The following is a 16,221-nucleotide window of genomic DNA, read 5'->3' on the forward strand; positions in this document are numbered from 1 at the left end:
GCTCCGCCGGAACCGGACCAAGCGGGAAACGAGACGACTGATGGACAGACACGCAAATCGCGAAATGGGAATACGGCGCTTTGGCCGGGTGAACTGGCTGGGCCTCTATAGCCTCGGCTGGCGCGAGAACCGCCGTTTTCTGGCCGTATGGCAACAGACCGTGCTGGCGCCGCTGATCACCGCAGGGCTGTTTCTGGTGGTCTTCGCGCTGGCCTTCGGCAAAGGGCGTGCCGATATGATGGGCGTGCCGTTTCTGGAATTCCTCGCCCCCGGCATTCTTATGATGACCGTAATCCAGAACGCCTTTGCCAATACCTCGTCTTCCATCGTGGTCGCCAAGGTGCAGGGCAATATCATCGATACGCTGATGCCCCCACTGGCCCCGTGGGAGCTGTTGATGGGCTATCTGGCCGGAGCCATCGGGCGCTCGCTTCTGGTGGCGGTCGTGATTGCGGCGGGGCTGTTTGTGACCATCGGACAGGGCATCGCCCATCCGCTCTGGGCGCTGGCCTTCGTGATCCTGGGCGCGATGCTGATGGGCGGTCTGGGGATGCTGGCTGCCATCATGGCCAATAAATTCGACCAGATGGCGGCCTTCACCAATTTCGTGATCACACCGCTGTCCTTCCTGTCGGGCACCTTCTACTCGGTCGAGGCCCTGCCCCCGTTCTTTCAGGCGCTCTCGCATTGGAATCCGGTCTTTTTCCTGATCGACGGGGCCCGCTACGGCTTTATCGGCACGTCGGATGCCTCGCCGGTGCAAGGGCTGGGAGTGATCGCGCTGTGGCTCGTGATCGTTCTGGGCTTGGCATGGTACTGGTTCCGCATCGGTTTCCGTCTGAAAGCCTGAGGGGCGCGCGCCTTCGGGCCAGCGCGGCAGAAAGCGTGCGAATCCGATTTACAACATACGGGCCGGCGGCTAAGGAATGCAGCATGATTACGGGCTTTGACCATATTTCGCCTATCCGACGTCGCTAATGCGCGCCGATCCGCCCTGCGGCGGGTGATCAGACGTGGCCAATTGCCACATCCCTTCCTAAAACAGCATCAGTCCGGCCCGAGACATTGACACCCTGCGGGGTTCGTCGCACCAAATGGGCCTTCCCTTATGGAGTTCATGCCATGATACCGTCCGTCCTGCCCACCTATAACCGCGCACCGCTGGCCTTTACCCGCGGGTCGGGAAGCTGGCTCGAGACGGAGGATGGCAGCCGATATCTGGATATGGGAGCCGGTATCGCGGTGAATGTGCTGGGCCATGCCGCCCCCGAACTGGTCGAGGCGCTGACCGATCAGGCGCAGAAGCTGTGGCATGTGTCGAACCTCTACCAGATCCCGCTGCAGCAGAAGCTGGCGGATATGCTGGTCGAGAACACCTTTGCCGATACGGTTTTCTTCACCAATTCGGGCACCGAGGCCGCCGAGCTCGCCATCAAGATGGCGCGGAAATACTGGTATTCGAAAGGCGTGGACCGGACCGAGATCATCACCTTCGATGGCGCCTTCCACGGCCGCTCGACCGGTGCGATTTCGGCTGTGCCCCATGCCGAGAAGATGGTGAAGGGCTTTGGCCCTCTGCTGCCCGGTTTCCACCAGATCGCCTGGGGCGATATGGATCTTCTGAAATCCACCATCACCGACAAGACCGCCGCCATCTGGATCGAGCCCGTGCAGGGTGAAGGTGGCATCCGCCCGCTGCCCGAAGCCGAGATGAAGGCTCTGCGCGCTTTGTGTGACGAGACCGGCATCCTGTTGATCTTTGACGAGGTGCAATGCGGTGTCGCCCGTACCGGCAAGCTCTTCGCGCATGAATGGTCAGGGGTGACGCCGGACATCATGATGATGGCCAAGGGCATTGGCGGCGGCTTCCCGCTGGGCGGCGTGCTGGCCACCGAAGAGGCGGCATCGGGCATGGTCGCGGGCACGCATGGCTCCACCTATGGCGGCAACCCGCTGGGCTGTGCGATCGGCGCGAAAGTCATCGAGATCGTCAATGATCCGGCCTTCCTTGAGGCCGTGAACGCCAAGGCGGGCTTTATGCGGCAGAAGCTGGAAGGCCTTGTGGCCACCCATCCCGACGTCTTCGAGGAGGTGCGCGGCATGGGGCTGATGCTGGGCCTGAAATGCAAGGTGCCCTGCGGTGATGTGGTGCAGGCGGCCTATGCGCAGCACCTGCTGACCGTGCCCGCAGGCGATAATGTGCTGCGCCTGCTGCCCGCGCTGAATATTTCCGAGGACGATCTGGCCGAGGCCGTGACCCGCCTTGATAAAGCCGCCCAGAGCCTTGAAGCCCAGAGCCTTGAGGCCAAGGCAAACTGACCCGAAAGCCCGAACCTTTCGGGAGACAGAAAGCAAGACCGATGAACCATTTCCTTGATATCCATACCACCTCGCAGGCCGACCTACGGGCCATGATCGATCAGGCGCGCGCCATGAAGGATGCGCGCAAGGGCCAGCCCAAAGGCACCCCCGATGCGGAAAAACCGCTGGACGGTCATATGGTTGCGCTGATCTTCGAGAAGCCCTCGACCCGTACCCGCGTCAGCTTTGATGTGGGCGTGCGCCAGATGGGCGGGCAGACGATGGTGCTGTCGGGGTCCGATATGCAGCTTGGTCACGGCGAGACGATTGCCGATACCGCCCGTGTGCTGTCGCGCTATGTCGACCTGATCATGATCCGCACCTTCGAGGAAGAGACCCTTCTGGAGATGGCGGAATATGCCAGCGTTCCGGTGATCAACGGCCTGACCAACCGCACCCACCCCTGCCAGATCATGGCCGATATCATGACCTTCGAGGAACATCGCGGCCCGATCAAGGGCAAGAAAGTGGTCTGGTCGGGCGATGGCAACAATGTCTGCGCCTCTTTCATGCATGCAGCAGGGCAGTTCGGCTTCGATTTCACCTTTACCGGCCCGCAGCCCCTCGACCCCGAGCGCGAATGGATCGATTTCGCGCGCAATATGGGCGTGAAATGCGAGATCGAGCGCGATCCGGTGAAGGCCGTCGAAGGGGCCGATCTGATTGTCACCGACACTTGGGTGTCGATGCATGACCCCGAATCGGCCAAGGAGCGTCGCCATAACCAGCTGCGCCCCTATCAGGTCAACGCCGAGCTGATGAAACACGCCAATCCCGATGCGCTGTTCATGCATTGCCTGCCCGCGCATCGTAATGACGAAGCCACCAGCGAGATCATGGATGGCCCGCATTCGGTGATCTTTGACGAGGCCGAGAACCGCCTGCATGCGCAGAAGGCCGTGATGCGCTACTGCTTGGGCAAATAAACCAGCATTCGGGCAAATGACTTGCAGCATGCCCCCTTGAGGGAGTATCTGCACCTGAAAAGGGCGGGCCTTGGCTCGCCCTTCGCCTTAGCCACCTTATGCATGGGAAGCGACATGAGCCAGAACCCTCCGAACCTGCGCCCCGACCTTGCGCCCCGCATCCGTGTGGACGAACCCGTCCGCGAGGGTCAGCCGAAGATCGGCATGGTCAGCCTTGGCTGCCCCAAGGCTCTGGTGGATAGCGAGCGCATCCTGACCCGCCTGCGCGCCGAGGGCTATGCGATCAGCCCCGACTATACCGGCGCGGAAGCGGTCATCGTGAATACCTGCGGCTTTCTGGATTCGGCCAAGGCGGAAAGCCTTGAGGCGATTGGCGAGGCGCTGAAGGAAAACGGCAAGGTCATCGTGACCGGCTGTCTGGGGGCCGAGCCCGAATACATTACGGGCGTGCATCCCAAGGTGCTGGCGGTGACCGGCCCGCAGCAATTCGAGCAGGTTCTGGATGCCGTGCATGGCGCTGTGCCGCCCGCGCCCGACCCCTTTGTGGACCTGCTGCCGGCACAGGGCGTGAAACTGACGCCGCGCCATTACAGCTATCTGAAAATCTCGGAAGGCTGTAACCACAAGTGCAAATTCTGCATCATCCCCGATATGCGGGGCAAACTGGCCTCGCGCCCCGCGCATGCGATTCTGCGCGAGACCGAGAAGCTCTTGGAGGCCGGTGTGCGCGAGATCCTGATGATCTCTCAGGACACCTCGGCCTATGGTCTGGACCGCAAGCATGACCTGAGCCCTTGGAAGGGCGGCGAGGTGCGCGCCCATATCACCGATCTGACCCGCGAGATGGGCAAGATGGTGAAGGATGCCGAGGCTTGGCTGCGGCTGCATTATGTCTACCCCTATCCGCATGTGCGCGACCTGATCCCGCTGATGGCGGAAGGTCTGGCCCTGCCCTATCTGGATATCCCCTTCCAGCATGCGCATCCCGATGTGCTCAAACGCATGGCGCGGCCTGCGGCTTCGGCCAAGACGCTGGATGAGATCGCCGCATGGCGGGCGGATTGCCCCGAGATCGTCCTGCGATCCACCTTCATCGTGGGCTATCCCGGTGAGACGGAAGAAGAGTTCCAATATCTGCTGGACTGGATGGATGAGGCGCAACTCGACCGTGTCGGCTGCTTCCAGTATGAAAATGTGGATGGGGCGCGCTCGAACGACCTGCCCGACCACGTGGACCCCGAGGTCAAACAGGACCGCTGGAACCGCTTCATGGAAAAGGCGCAGGAGATCTCCGAGGCCAAGCTTCAGGCCAAGGTTGGTTCGCTGCAACAGGTCATCGTGGACGAGATCGACGAGGAAGGCGCCACTTGCCGCACCCGCGCCGATGCACCGGAAATCGACGGCAACCTGTTCATCGACGAGGGTTTCGAAACCCTCAGCGTGGGCGATATGGTCACTGTCGAGGTGGATGAGGCCTCGGATTACGACCTCTGGGGGCGGCTGGTTTAAAGCTGCCCTTCGGTGTCGATATGCACCGTTGCTCCGCAATGTTTGCAATGCACGGCATCGGCGTCATGCAGGCTTAGCCCGCAGGTCTTGCATTCGTAGCGCACCTTGGTGGGCCGGAACAGCACCTGTGCCAGCCGCAAGAACAGCGTGACGCCAAAGATCATGATCGCCACGGAAATCATCCGCCCCCATTCGCCCTTGGGGGTGATATCGCCAAATCCGGTCGTCGTCAGCGTGGTGACGGTAAAATAGAGCGCGTCGGCGTAATTGTTGATCTGGTCGTTCACGCCTTCCTGCGTGACATAGATCAGCCCCGTCATTACGAACAGGAACACCGCCAGATTGATCGCCGCCAGAAGCACATCCTGATGCTTGCGGAAAAACGGCCAGTCCTGACGCAGGCGGGATAGCGTCTGATAGGCATGCAGCAAGCGCAGCGTCCGCAAGACCCGCAGAAAGCCCAGCCCCTCGCCTGCCAGCGGCAGGAGAAACGAAACCATCGCGATAAGGTCGGCCAAGGTGGCGGGCTGGAACCAGAACCGGAACCGGCGCGACACGATCAGCAGACGCGCCAGAAAATCGGCCACGATCGCCAGACCGATCACCGCATCAATCACCGTAATCACCACATCATGCGGAACAAACGACGTGACCACGACAAACACGACCGTCACGATATCAAATGCCAGAAGCCCGTAGCGAAAACGATGCGCGCGGTCGGTCTCGCCCTCGTAAAGGGCGCGCAGGAACTCGATCATGGTCAATGGCCTATCGGTTGGGACATATCCTTTGATATGCCACAGGCCACGGGAATTTAAAGCATTTTTGCCTTTGGCCCCAAGCCTTCTGTCAAGGCGGGCCGGAAGGTCACGAATTTCCGTCGGAGTCTTGCGCCGCAGCGGGCGCTGGCTGGTCTTGCTGTGCCACAGGGGTGTCCTCGGCAAACTTCAGCGTCTTCAAATCGGTTGTCACGAATTCCATCCCATTCGCGCGCAAAATCTCGGCGATTTTTGCATTGCGCGCCGCATCCTGTGCCACAGACATGGACGCGCCAAAAGTCACGCCCGAAAGGGCCAAACAGAGGGAGAGGACTATTCGTTTCATAGCGTAATCTTTTTAAACATGGATCCAAGGTGAACCAATCGGTTCGATCCGTCATGAAATTGATATATTCTGCGCAGCAGCGAAAAGAAACAAAAGCTTGCTTGGAAGATATGTGCGGCGCAGCACAGACTTTCTGCGCGCCTCCATATTTGGGCCATTTAACTGGCAAGGGCGTGTGAAAACCGCGTATTTCTTCACCTTGCAAAAAACTGGCCCGCTTGCGGCGGGCCAGCCTGTGATCAACGGAGATCGCAGAGATTATTTGTTGATATATTTAGCGGTGATCATCCCGTCATTGCCGCTACCAACGTGATCCATCAGCATTTTATCAAGCTGGGCATCGGTATAGTCGGCGGGGTTCACGCCAAGCTGGGCCGCAATCTGGGCTTTGCCAGGGGTGACGACACCTTTGGCACCGGGCACCGCACGATCTTCATGTTTCACGACGAAAGCCACAGCTTCCATGTTGTCATTGCGCAGCGAGGTGCTGACTTTCTCGAGCTCGGCCGTGGTATAGTTGCCCGGATTCAGGCCAAGCTGTGCGGCCAGTTGTGCCGTACCCGGATTGACGTCGGCCGTATGTTCCACCGCCCGATCCTCATGGTTGATATAGTACCGCGCCGTCGAGACATCCCCGTCGCGCAGGGCGGTGTTGATCTGGCGGGCTTCCGCATCGCTATATTGCGTCACGTCGACACCATTGCGTGCCAGCATCGGGTAGTTCAGCGGCGCAGCGGCGGCAACAGTTGCAGAAGCGGTCAGACCAAGGATTGCGGCGGCGGCAAATTTCGTAAGTTTCATTTCATTTCTCCAGTTTTCCTAGAGATCTCGGTCGGTAGCTGAGCCAGCCGGGGTCTCGTTCGTTGTATGAAACAAATATGTAGGTTTATGATCCGAATAAAAGGCAGTTAGTTAGCATGCTAATGTGTATGAATGCACATTGACAGATATAAGCAAGCTTACTAACTCAATGCGCTTGCCCTCTTTTATAAAGAGCCGATTCCGACTAGAAGGGGCGCCAATCCTGCCTCGAAACAAAGGGAATTCGCATGGCGTCCTACCAATTCGTCTACCATATGGATGGTGTCTCGAAGACCTATCCCGGTGGCAAGAAATGCTTTGAAAACATCCGTCTCAACTTCCTGCCCGGCGTGAAAATCGGGGTTGTCGGCGTGAACGGCGCCGGTAAATCCACGCTTTTGAAGATCATGGCGGGCATGGATAAGGACTTCCAGGGCGAGGCCTGGGCCGCCAAAGGCGCCAAGGTCGGCTATCTCGCGCAGGAGCCCGAACTCGACGACACCAAGACCGTGCGCGAGAACGTGATGGAAGGCGTCGCCGCCAAAACCGCCAAGCTCGAGCGCTATAACGAGCTGGCGATGAACTATTCCGACGAGACCGCCGATGAAATGGCGCGCCTGCAAGACGAGATCGACGCCGAGAACCTGTGGGATATCGACAGTCAGGTGGATATCGCGCTGGAAGCCCTGCGCTGCCCGCCCGATGATGCCAATGTGGCCACCCTCTCGGGCGGCGAGCGTCGCCGTGTCGCGCTGTGCAAGCTGCTGCTTGAAGCGCCCGACATGCTGCTTCTGGACGAACCGACCAACCACCTTGATGCCGAAACCATCGCTTGGCTGCAAAAGCACCTGATCGAATACAAAGGCACCATCCTTTGTGTGACCCACGACCGTTACTTCCTTGACGATATCACCTCGTGGATCCTCGAACTGGAGCGCGGTCGCGGTATTCCGTGGGAAGGCAACTATTCCAGCTGGCTGGAACAGAAAGCCAAGCGCATGGAACAGGAAGCCCGCGAGGACAAGGCCAAGCAGAAGGTCCTTGAGAAAGAACTCGAATGGATCCGTGCCGGTGCCAAGGCCCGTCAGGCCAAATCCAAGGCGCGTATCGCCGCCTATGAGAAGATGGCCGATGAGGGCGTCAAGGACCGTGTGGGCAAGGCGCAGATCGTCATCCCGAACGGCCCGCGTCTGGGCGGCAAGGTCTTCGAGGTCGAGGGCCTGAACAAAGCCATGGGCGACAAGCTTCTGATCGAGAACCTGTCCTTCTCGCTGCCGCCGGGCGGCATCATGGGCGTCATCGGTCCGAACGGCGCGGGGAAATCCACGCTGATCAAGATGCTGACCGGCAACGAGACCCCCGATGCGGGCACGATCAAGGTCGGTGAGACGGTGAAACTGTCCTATGTCGACCAGTCGCGAGACGCGCTCGACCCCAACAAGAACGTCTGGGAAGAGATCTCGGAAGGCGCAGAGATGATCGTGCTGGGTGACGCTCAGATCGCATCCCGCGCCTATTGCGGGGCCTTCAACTTCAAGGGCGCCGACCAGCAGAAGAAAGTGGGCCTGTTGTCGGGTGGGGAACGTAACCGCGTCCACATGGCCAAGCTCTTGAAATCGGGCGGCAACGTGCTGCTGCTCGACGAACCGACCAACGACCTTGACGTGGAAACGCTGCAAGCTCTGGAAGCGGCCATCGAGGATTTCGCGGGGTCTGCCGTGATCATCTCGCACGACCGCTTCTTCCTTGACCGCCTGTGCACGCATATCCTTGCCTTCGAGGGCGAGGGCCATGTCGAATTCTTCGAGGGCAATTTCGAGGATTACGAGCAGGACAAGATCCGCCGCCTCGGCCCCGATGCCGTGGAGCCCAAGCGCGTGAAATACAAGAAGTTCACCCGCTGAGCTTTACGGGTTTTACGAACCATGCCACAAACCTCCGCATTGATTTGCGGAGGTTTTCATATGTCCAAGGGCCGTTCTATCCGCCTGTTCCTGCTCGAGGGCACGCCCACCGGCCTGATGACCGCCGAAATCATGAACTGGACAGGCCATGTTCTGGCAGGGCCGCGCACACGGCTTGAAGCGGCGCTCAAGGAAGAAGAGCTCAAACGCACCGGCGTCTATATTATTTTTGGCGATGATGGGGAAAGCGACCTGCCCCGCGTTTACATTGGCGAAGGAGACGACATCTCGTTACGCCTGCGCCAGCATGCCAAAGATCCAGAAAAGGAATTCTGGGAAAGGTTCGTTGCCGTGACCAGCAAGGACATGAACCTCACCAAGGCCCATGTGAAATACCTTGAGGGCCGCCTGATCACGCTTTTGCGCGAGGCCAAGAAAGCCGTCAGCCACAACAGGACAGAGCCTGATTTCACCCGCCTGCCCCGTGCCGATATTTCCGACATGGACACGTTTCTCGAAGAACTACAGCTGGTCCTTCCGGTCATCGGCGTCGATTTCTTCCGCCGTCCCAAAACCGAAACGGCCCCATCTCTTCGGGCCGAAGCCCCGCTCCCCCATTTCGTCACGTCGAATGGCAAGAAAGGTATCAGAGCCCGCGCGGTTGAAACCGAGGGCGAATTCGTTGTCCTGTCTGGCAGCACGGGCAGCCTGAACGAAAGTGTATCCTTCACCGAACGCTATCAGGCCCTGCGCGAGAAAGCCTTCGAGAGCGGTCAGGCCATTCGAGTGAACGCGGAGACCTTCCGTCTCGACGCCGATATCGCTTTTACCAGCCCGAGTGCGGCGGCTGTTTTTCTTTTCGGTACAAGCCGGAATGGTCGAACCGATTGGCTCCTGGAAGGCAGCTCGCTAACCTATGGCGCATGGAAAGACCAACAAATCGATGCCGCCGAATAACCCATCCGCTCTGGACGCAGCCCTTCTGATTTGCGATAAGCCCGCCAACATCGCGGGATAAGGAGTGGCTGCAATGGCGTTTCGGCAAAGGCACCTTCTGGGGATAGAGCATCTCTCTCAGGAAGATATTCTCGCCGTTCTCGATCTGGCCGAGCAATATGTCGACCTGAACCGCCGCACGGTCAAGAAAACCGATGCGCTGGCGGGCATGACCCAGATCAACATGTTCTTCGAAAATTCCACCCGCACGCAGTCGAGCTTCGAGCTGGCCGGAAAGCGCTTGGGCGCGGATGTGATGAACATGTCGATGCAGACCTCCTCGGTGAAAAAGGGCGAGACGCTGATCGACACGGCGCTGACGCTCAATGCGATGCATCCCGACCTGCTGGTGGTGCGCCACCAGAATTCGGGCGCGGTGGATCTGCTGGCGCAGAAAGTGGAATGCGCGGTGCTCAATGCCGGTGACGGCAAGCACGAGCACCCGACTCAGGCGCTTCTGGATGCGCTGACCATCCGCCGCGAGAAGGGCCGGATCTCGCGCCTGACAGTGGCGATCTGTGGCGATGTCACCCATAGCCGCGTGGCGCGCTCCAACATGATCCTGCTGGGCAAGATGGAAAACCGTGTGCGTCTGGTCGGGCCGCCGACGCTGATGCCCTCGGGCGTGGCCGATCTGGGCGTGGAGGTCTGCGAGGACATGCGCCAAGGCCTGCAGGATGCCGATGTGGTGATGATGCTGCGGTTGCAGAAAGAGCGGATGGATGGCGGGTTCATCCCGTCGGAACGCGAATATTTCCACCGTTACGGGCTGGATGCCGAAAAACTGTCTTACGCCAAGCCCGATGCCATCGTCATGCATCCGGGGCCGATGAACCGCGGCGTGGAGATTGACGGCACCATCGCCGACGATATCAACCGTTCGGTCATTCAGGAGCAGGTCGAGATGGGCGTGGCCGTGCGTCAGGCCTGCATGGACCTTCTGGCCCGCAACCTGCGCGCCGAGCGTGGCCGTGCGCTCAGCGAAGGTCATGAAGGCACCTATGCCTGAGACCGCCCCCCTGCCTGACCCTGCCATCGATCTTGCCCCACAGGAGCAACGGCTGGCCGTGTTCCGTGCGGACCGGCGGCGGTTCTTCTCGGTTCAGGCATTCTGGATCACGGCCAGCTTCGCCGTGGCGCTGTTTGTCGGCAATCTGATCACCTCGGGGCAGAACCTGATGGCCCTCTTGGGCATGATCGTGATGGCGCAGCTTTTCGGGATGATGATGGCCTATCGTCGGGTCTTCTCGACCATCTGGTGTCTCACCGACCGGCGGCTGATCGGGCCGCGCGGACGTTCGATCCTGCTGCTCGACATCCAGAAAATGGTGCCGTTTCTGGGCGATGTGCAGATCATCAATACCGAGGGGCGGCGCTTCCGCATCGAGCATATGGCCGATGCGCAGGAAACCATCGCCCGTATCGAGGCCGCCCGCGCAAGCCGGGCCAGCACGCAGCCATGACCACGATGGCGCGCCTGACCCCTTCCTTGCCGCATCGCCACCTTGGCGCCCCGTGGAGCGGTCGCATCCCCGCCGAGGAAACCGTGCTCTGGCAGGGTATGCGGATGGGGTCGGTGCTGCATAACAAGGCACGGGGGCCTGCCCTTTTGCTGGCCATCGCCGTGCTCTGGACCGCCTTTTTCGCCACCGCCCGGCGGGATCTGGAAGTGCCCGTGGTGTTCGGCCTGCTCGCGCTGGTCTGGCTGGTGGGGCAGATCATCGCGATCCGCCGCAACCCGCATGCCGAGCGTTATCTGCTGACCGACCGTGCCGCCTATATCGCCACCGGCCCCGCCACCAATGCCAAGCTCTCGCGCTTCTCGCTTTTTGTCGATGACGCCGCCGGACGTCTGGACGAGGCCGATCCCAGTTCGGTGCAGATCGGCACGCGCCAGCGCCGCCCGCAAACCCTGCGTCTGGATGACACGCCCGTCCATGATGCCGTTCCCGCCTATTTCCACGATATTACAGACGCTGAAAAAGTCTCCGACCTGATCCGCCAGATCCGGGCAGGCCACAGCCAGTGAGGTGACCCCATGACCCTGTTTCTTGAAAATGCCCGCCTGATCGATCCCGAGGCGCTGACCGAAACCACCGGCAATGTCATCATTGACGATGGCAAGATCGCGGCGATCGGCCAGATGTCGGCACCCAAAGATGCCGAAGTGATCGACTGCGGCGGTAAATATCTGGCGCCGGGCATCGTGGATCTGGGCGTGAAGATCGGCGAGCCGGGCGAGCGCCACCGCGAGAGTTTCCGCACCGCAGGGCTTGCGGCGGCGGCAGGCGGCGTGACCACGATCATCGCCCGCCCCGACACGACCCCCGCCATCGACACCCCCGAGACGCTGGAATTCGTGACCCGCCGCGCCGCGCAGGCCCCTGTGCGCATCCACCATATGGCGGCGCTGACCAAGGGCCGCGAAGGCCGCGAGATGACCGAGCTGGGCTTTCTCATGGATGCGGGCGCGCTGGCCTTTGGCGATGTGACCCATGTCACCACCGACACCAAGGTTCTGTCGCGCGCCTTCACCTATGCCCGCTCGCTGGGCGCATTGGTGGTGTGCCATCCGCAAGATCCGGGCCTGTCCAGAGGCGCGTCGGTGACCTCGGGCAAATTCGCCTCGCTGCGCGGGCTGCCCGGCGTCTCCCCGATGGCCGAGCGGATGGGGCTGGAACGCGATCTGGCCCTGGTCGAGATGACCGGCGTGCGCTACCACGCCGACCAGATCACCACCGCCCGTTCCCTGCCCTCCCTTGCCCGCGCCAAGGCGGCGGGCCTTGATGTTACGGCGGGCATCTCGATCCACCACCTCACGCTGAACGAGCTGGATGTGGGCGATTACCGCACCTTCTTCAAACTCACCCCGCCGCTGCGCTCGGAGGAAGACCGTCTGGCAATGGCGCAGGCTGTTGCAGACGGGGTGATCGACATCATCTGCTCGATGCACACGCCGGCGGATGAGGAATCCAAACGCCTGCCCTATGAAGAGGCCGCCTCTGGTGCTGTCGCGCTCGAGACCTTCATTCCCGCCGCAATGCGGCTTTATCACGCGGGGGCGGTGTCGCTGCCCCAACTGTTCCGCGCGATGTCGCTCAACCCCGCCAAACGGTTGGGGCTGGCACAGGGGCGGATGCAGGAAGGCGCGCCTGCCGACCTCGTTCTTTTCGATCCCAACGCACCTTTCGTACTGGACCGGTGGACATTGCAGTCGAAATCGAAGAATACCCCCTTTGACGGTCAGCGCATGGAGGGCAAAGTGCTTGCAACCTTCGTGGCGGGCCGCAAAGTTTTCGACCGCACAGCCCAAAGCGCCTGACCCCCTGTCAGGCCTCCCCCCCCTGTCAGGCCGCCCCTGACGCCACATCTTTTCCGAAGAAGGAGCCCTCCGGTGACCGAACATCTTCCGGCCGTTCTGGCCCTCGTGTCCTTGCTGGGCTACCTTCTGGGGTCGATCCCCTTCGGTATCGTGATCACACGCGCCTTCGGTCTGGGAGATCTGCGCCAGATCGGGTCGGGCAATATCGGCGCGACCAATGTGCTGCGCACCGGCAACAAGCCCGCCGCGCTGGCGACCCTGCTGCTGGATTCGGGCAAGGGGGCGATTGCCGTGCTGCTGGCGCGCTATTTCCTGAACGACCCGCTGGCCGAGCAGCTTGCGGGGGGCTTTGCCTTCCTTGGCCACCTTTACCCTGTCTGGCTGAAATTCCGTGGCGGTAAAGGGGTTGCGACCTTCCTTGGCACGGTTCTGGCGCTGTGCTGGCCGCTGGGCCTTGCCGCCTGCGGCATATGGCTGCTGACAGCCATCGTCACCCGTATCTCGTCGCTTTCGGCGCTGGTCTCGGCGGCGCTCAGTGTGCCTTTGGCCCTTGTGATGGGCGAACGTCAACTGATGCTGCTGCTGGCTCTGCTGGCGGTGCTGATCTTCTGGCGTCACCGCGCGAATATCTCGCGCCTTGCCCAAGGCGCAGAACCCAAGATCGGCAAGAAGGGCTAGGGAACAGGGAACCCGCCCCCTCGTCCCGCCGTTATGCGGAAAACACCGAAGGCTCCCCATGCGCTTCCAGACCATCATCCGAACCTGCCTGACACGGGACTATGCCAATTTCTCGGGGCGCGCCACGCGCAGCGAATTCTGGCTGTTCATCCTGTTCTTCCTCTTGGCCAACATTGTCCTGAGCCTTCTTGACGGCCTGATCTTCGGCGGGCTGTCGATGGGCGCGGGCAATGGGCGCGCATGGTTCATCTCGAACGGTGGCCCGCTGGAGTTCCTCTTCTCGCTCTGCGTGGTGATCCCGCTTCTGGCGGTCTCGGTGCGCCGCCTGCATGATATCGACCGCAGCGGGTGGTGGCTTCTGCTGCATGTCCTGCCGCCGGTCGGACAGATCATCCTGTTCGTGTTCATGCTGGGCCGCACCCGTCCGGGGCCAAACCGTTTCGGCCCCGAACCGCAACAGTAACGCCTGGGGCCGTGACACTCAGGAGGGCGTGCGGGCCTCCAGAGCCTCTAACAGCTTGGCACAGCGACGCAGGTTGGCATATATCCCCAGCCCCAGATAGAGCGCGCCGCAGACCATCACCCACAGCACAAGATACAGCACCGTCGTAATGATGGTGGCGGTCATCGTCGAAACGATCAACCGGCTTTCGACAAAGACCAGCGGCAGGTATCCGCGCATCAACAGATCCACCGCCGAGAAGACGATCATCGCAAAGCCGAGCACCGCCAGCAGGAGGAGCGCCACCGCATAGGCGCGCATGACAAGGTTCTGCATGGGTTTTCCTTCCGGACCTCGACAGTTCAAATGGAAACGCAGGCCTGAAAGCCTGCGCCCTGTTCCCGAGCCTGTCTCTCAGGCCGAGGTTTTCTCGAGCTGCTTTTCCAGAAGCTCGGCCATTTTCTTGGTGTTGTCATAGATCCCGAGACCCACATAAAGCGCACCGCCAATCAGGATGACATAGAGCGCGCCGCCAATCAGGATGCCGATAAAGGCCAGAATCGCCATGCCAGCGCCACCGCCACCGCCATAAGGGTTTGCCGACAGCAGATAGGCCTGCGCGACCGCCGAGATGACAACGCCGATCATTCCCAGAACGATAATAAGCGCAACCAGTTTCCGGTAAGAGGAAATCATGAAATTCTGCATGTCAAACTCCGACAAAAAAACGCGGGGAAAATACCCCGCGCCCTTTGATCGGATTATCACAGAGAGTTCAACCGAAAATCAGTAGCTATACTCGCTGTAGATCTTGGACAGATCGCCCTGCCATTCGCCGTGGTATTTCTCCAGCAGCTCATCGGCAGGTACGCGGCCCGAATCCACGCTTTCTTCCAGCGCGTTCAGGAAGTGGGTCTCGTCGGGCACCAACCCGCCCGAGCCGGGCTTGGCACGGGATTTCAGCCCCGAGCGCGAGATCGCAACCGCTTCACGCGCCAGATCATGCAGCTTGATACCGTTATATTCGCCCTGAAGCGCATCTTTCGCCGCCGCACGGCGCAGCCCTTCGCGGGTCTCGTGATCCCAGCCCTTCACCAGATCCCATGCCGCATCCAGCGCCGACTGGTCATAGGTCAGCCCCACCCAGAAGGCAGGCAAAGCGCAAAGACGGCGCCACGGGCCACCATCGGCCCCGCGCATCTCGATGAATTTCTTCACCCGCGCCTCGGGGAAGACGGTGGTCATATGGTCCGCCCAATCCGAAAGCGTCGGCTTCTCGCCCGGCAGCGCGGGCAGCTCGCCCTTCAGGAAGTCGCGGAAGGACTGGCCAAGCGCGTTGATATATTTGCCGTCGCGATAGACGAAATACATCGGCACATCGAGGACGTAATCCACCCAAGCCTGATAGCCGAAGCCCTCTTCAAACACGAAGGGCAGCATGCCGGTGCGCGCCTCATCGAGGTTCTGCCAGACATTGGCGCGCCATGATTTGAACCCGTTGGGCTTGCCATCAAGGAAGGGCGAATTGGCAAACAGCGCCGTGGCCACCGGCTGCAGCGACAGCGCCACGCGCATCTTCTGCACCATATCGGCCTCGGAGGCGAAATCGAGGTTCACCTGAACCGTGCAGGTCCGGTACATCATGGTTTTGCCCATGGTGCCGACGCTGTCCATATAGTCGGTCATCAGCCGGTAGCGGCCCTTGGGCATCATCGGCATCTCGGCCTCGGACCATTGCGGCGCAGCACCCAGCCCGATGAACCGCGCGCCGATCTTATCGGCGATGCTCTGCACTTCGCGCAGGTGCTGGTTCACCTCGTCGCAGGTCTGGTGGATGGTCTCCAAAGGTGCGCCCGACAGTTCCAGCTGGCCACCCGGCTCAAGGCTGACATTGGCACCATTATGAGTCAGGCCGATGATATTGCCCTGCTCTTCGACAGGCGTCCAGCCATAGGTATCGCGCAGCCCTTCCAGCATCGCCCTGATCGAACAGGGGCCCTCATAGGGCAGCGGCTTCTGGGCCTTTTCGCAATAGCCGAATTTCTCGTGCTCGGTGCCGATACGCCATGCATCCTTGGGCTTTTCACCCTCGGCCATATAGGCGGCAAGCTGCGCGAAATCTTCGATCGGGCCACCGCCCTGCTGCGGAATGGACATGGACGCTCCTAATTCATTGTG

At 60.8% G+C, this 16,221-nt stretch carries 18 protein-coding genes; 12 read left to right on the forward strand and 6 right to left on the reverse strand.

What is annotated here, in order from left to right; translation table 11 throughout:
* The first annotated feature begins 40 nt into the window (after positions 1–40).
* The 4 genes from AC2ISB_RS11300 to rimO all read left to right on the forward strand — a co-directional run bounded on the left by AC2ISB_RS11300 (position 41) and on the right by rimO (position 4,796).
* Positions 41–850 carry an ABC transporter permease gene (locus AC2ISB_RS11300; RefSeq protein ID WP_339108305.1) on the forward strand — a complete coding sequence of 270 codons (810 nt, stop codon included), beginning with the start codon at positions 41–43 and terminating at the stop codon, positions 848–850.
* Positions 851–1,122: 272 nt separating this feature from the next.
* Positions 1,123–2,319, forward strand: coding sequence for an acetylornithine transaminase (locus AC2ISB_RS11305; protein WP_486575079.1), 1,197 nt, complete (start codon positions 1,123–1,125; stop codon positions 2,317–2,319).
* A 41-nt stretch (positions 2,320–2,360) separates the two neighbouring features.
* Entirely contained in the window at positions 2,361–3,287 is a 927-nt protein-coding gene (gene argF / locus AC2ISB_RS11310; protein WP_406721337.1) for an ornithine carbamoyltransferase, read from the forward strand.
* 114 nt (positions 3,288–3,401) lie between these two features.
* Positions 3,402–4,796 (forward strand): 30S ribosomal protein S12 methylthiotransferase RimO, encoded by a 1,395-nt coding sequence (rimO, locus tag AC2ISB_RS11315; RefSeq protein WP_486575081.1) that lies wholly within the window; start codon positions 3,402–3,404, stop codon positions 4,794–4,796.
* Here the strand turns inward: rimO and AC2ISB_RS11320 are convergent.
* The 3 genes from AC2ISB_RS11320 to AC2ISB_RS11330 form a co-directional block, all read right to left on the reverse strand.
* Positions 4,793–5,554 (reverse strand): potassium channel family protein, encoded by a 762-nt coding sequence (locus AC2ISB_RS11320; protein ID WP_339109444.1) that lies wholly within the window; start codon positions 5,552–5,554, stop codon positions 4,793–4,795. The two genes, rimO and AC2ISB_RS11320, sit on opposite strands and share 4 nt — an antisense overlap.
* 109 nt (positions 5,555–5,663) lie before the next feature.
* Entirely contained in the window at positions 5,664–5,900 is a 237-nt protein-coding gene (locus AC2ISB_RS11325; RefSeq protein ID WP_486575083.1) for a hypothetical protein, read from the reverse strand.
* 258 nt (positions 5,901–6,158) lie between these two features.
* On the reverse strand, positions 6,159–6,701 hold the full coding sequence (locus tag AC2ISB_RS11330) for a hypothetical protein (RefSeq protein WP_406721340.1): 543 nt from the start codon (positions 6,699–6,701) through the stop codon (positions 6,159–6,161).
* Between the two features lie 248 nt (positions 6,702–6,949).
* Between AC2ISB_RS11330 and ettA the strand changes: the two genes are divergently transcribed.
* From ettA to AC2ISB_RS11370, 8 genes are all read left to right on the forward strand, one after another.
* On the forward strand, positions 6,950–8,605 hold the full coding sequence (ettA, locus tag AC2ISB_RS11335) for an energy-dependent translational throttle protein EttA (protein WP_339108311.1): 1,656 nt from the start codon (positions 6,950–6,952) through the stop codon (positions 8,603–8,605).
* 60 nt (positions 8,606–8,665) lie between these two features.
* Positions 8,666–9,562: a GIY-YIG nuclease family protein gene (locus AC2ISB_RS11340; protein WP_406735991.1), complete on the forward strand. Its 897-nt coding sequence runs from the start codon at positions 8,666–8,668 to the stop codon at positions 9,560–9,562.
* 73 nt (positions 9,563–9,635) lie between these two features.
* Positions 9,636–10,610 (forward strand): aspartate carbamoyltransferase catalytic subunit, encoded by a 975-nt coding sequence (locus AC2ISB_RS11345; protein ID WP_339108313.1) that lies wholly within the window; start codon positions 9,636–9,638, stop codon positions 10,608–10,610.
* A complete protein-coding gene (locus AC2ISB_RS11350; RefSeq protein WP_339108314.1) occupies positions 10,603–11,064 on the forward strand; it encodes a hypothetical protein in 462 nt (153 codons plus the stop codon). Before AC2ISB_RS11345 ends, AC2ISB_RS11350 begins: the two co-directional genes overlap by 8 nt.
* Positions 11,061–11,630 (forward strand): hypothetical protein, encoded by a 570-nt coding sequence (locus AC2ISB_RS11355; RefSeq protein WP_339108315.1) that lies wholly within the window; start codon positions 11,061–11,063, stop codon positions 11,628–11,630. Before AC2ISB_RS11350 ends, AC2ISB_RS11355 begins: the two co-directional genes overlap by 4 nt.
* 9 nt (positions 11,631–11,639) lie before the next feature.
* Complete coding sequence (gene pyrC, locus AC2ISB_RS11360; protein ID WP_339108316.1) at positions 11,640–12,923, forward strand: dihydroorotase; 1,284 nt, start codon at positions 11,640–11,642, stop codon at positions 12,921–12,923.
* A gap of 72 nt (positions 12,924–12,995) precedes the next feature.
* Positions 12,996–13,601, forward strand: a complete 606-nt coding sequence (plsY, locus tag AC2ISB_RS11365; protein WP_339108317.1) for a glycerol-3-phosphate 1-O-acyltransferase PlsY — start codon at positions 12,996–12,998, stop codon at positions 13,599–13,601.
* Between the two features lie 58 nt (positions 13,602–13,659).
* A complete protein-coding gene (locus tag AC2ISB_RS11370; RefSeq protein ID WP_406735990.1) occupies positions 13,660–14,064 on the forward strand; it encodes a DUF805 domain-containing protein in 405 nt (134 codons plus the stop codon).
* An 18-nt stretch (positions 14,065–14,082) separates the two neighbouring features.
* On the opposite strand, the gene AC2ISB_RS11375 is transcribed toward AC2ISB_RS11370, so the two are convergent.
* The 3 genes from AC2ISB_RS11375 to AC2ISB_RS11385 all read right to left on the reverse strand — a co-directional run bounded on the left by AC2ISB_RS11375 (position 14,083) and on the right by AC2ISB_RS11385 (position 16,200).
* Positions 14,083–14,379, reverse strand: a complete 297-nt coding sequence (locus AC2ISB_RS11375) for a hypothetical protein (protein ID WP_406721344.1) — start codon at positions 14,377–14,379, stop codon at positions 14,083–14,085.
* 78 nt (positions 14,380–14,457) lie between these two features.
* Positions 14,458–14,751, reverse strand: coding sequence for a hypothetical protein (locus tag AC2ISB_RS11380; RefSeq protein ID WP_406721345.1), 294 nt, complete (start codon positions 14,749–14,751; stop codon positions 14,458–14,460).
* Between the two features lie 78 nt (positions 14,752–14,829).
* Positions 14,830–16,200, reverse strand: coding sequence for a glutamate--cysteine ligase (locus AC2ISB_RS11385; protein WP_339108321.1), 1,371 nt, complete (start codon positions 16,198–16,200; stop codon positions 14,830–14,832).
* Between the last annotated feature and the right edge of the window lie 21 nt (positions 16,201–16,221).

Source organism: Thioclava sp. NS-SX20 (assembly GCF_057380695.1).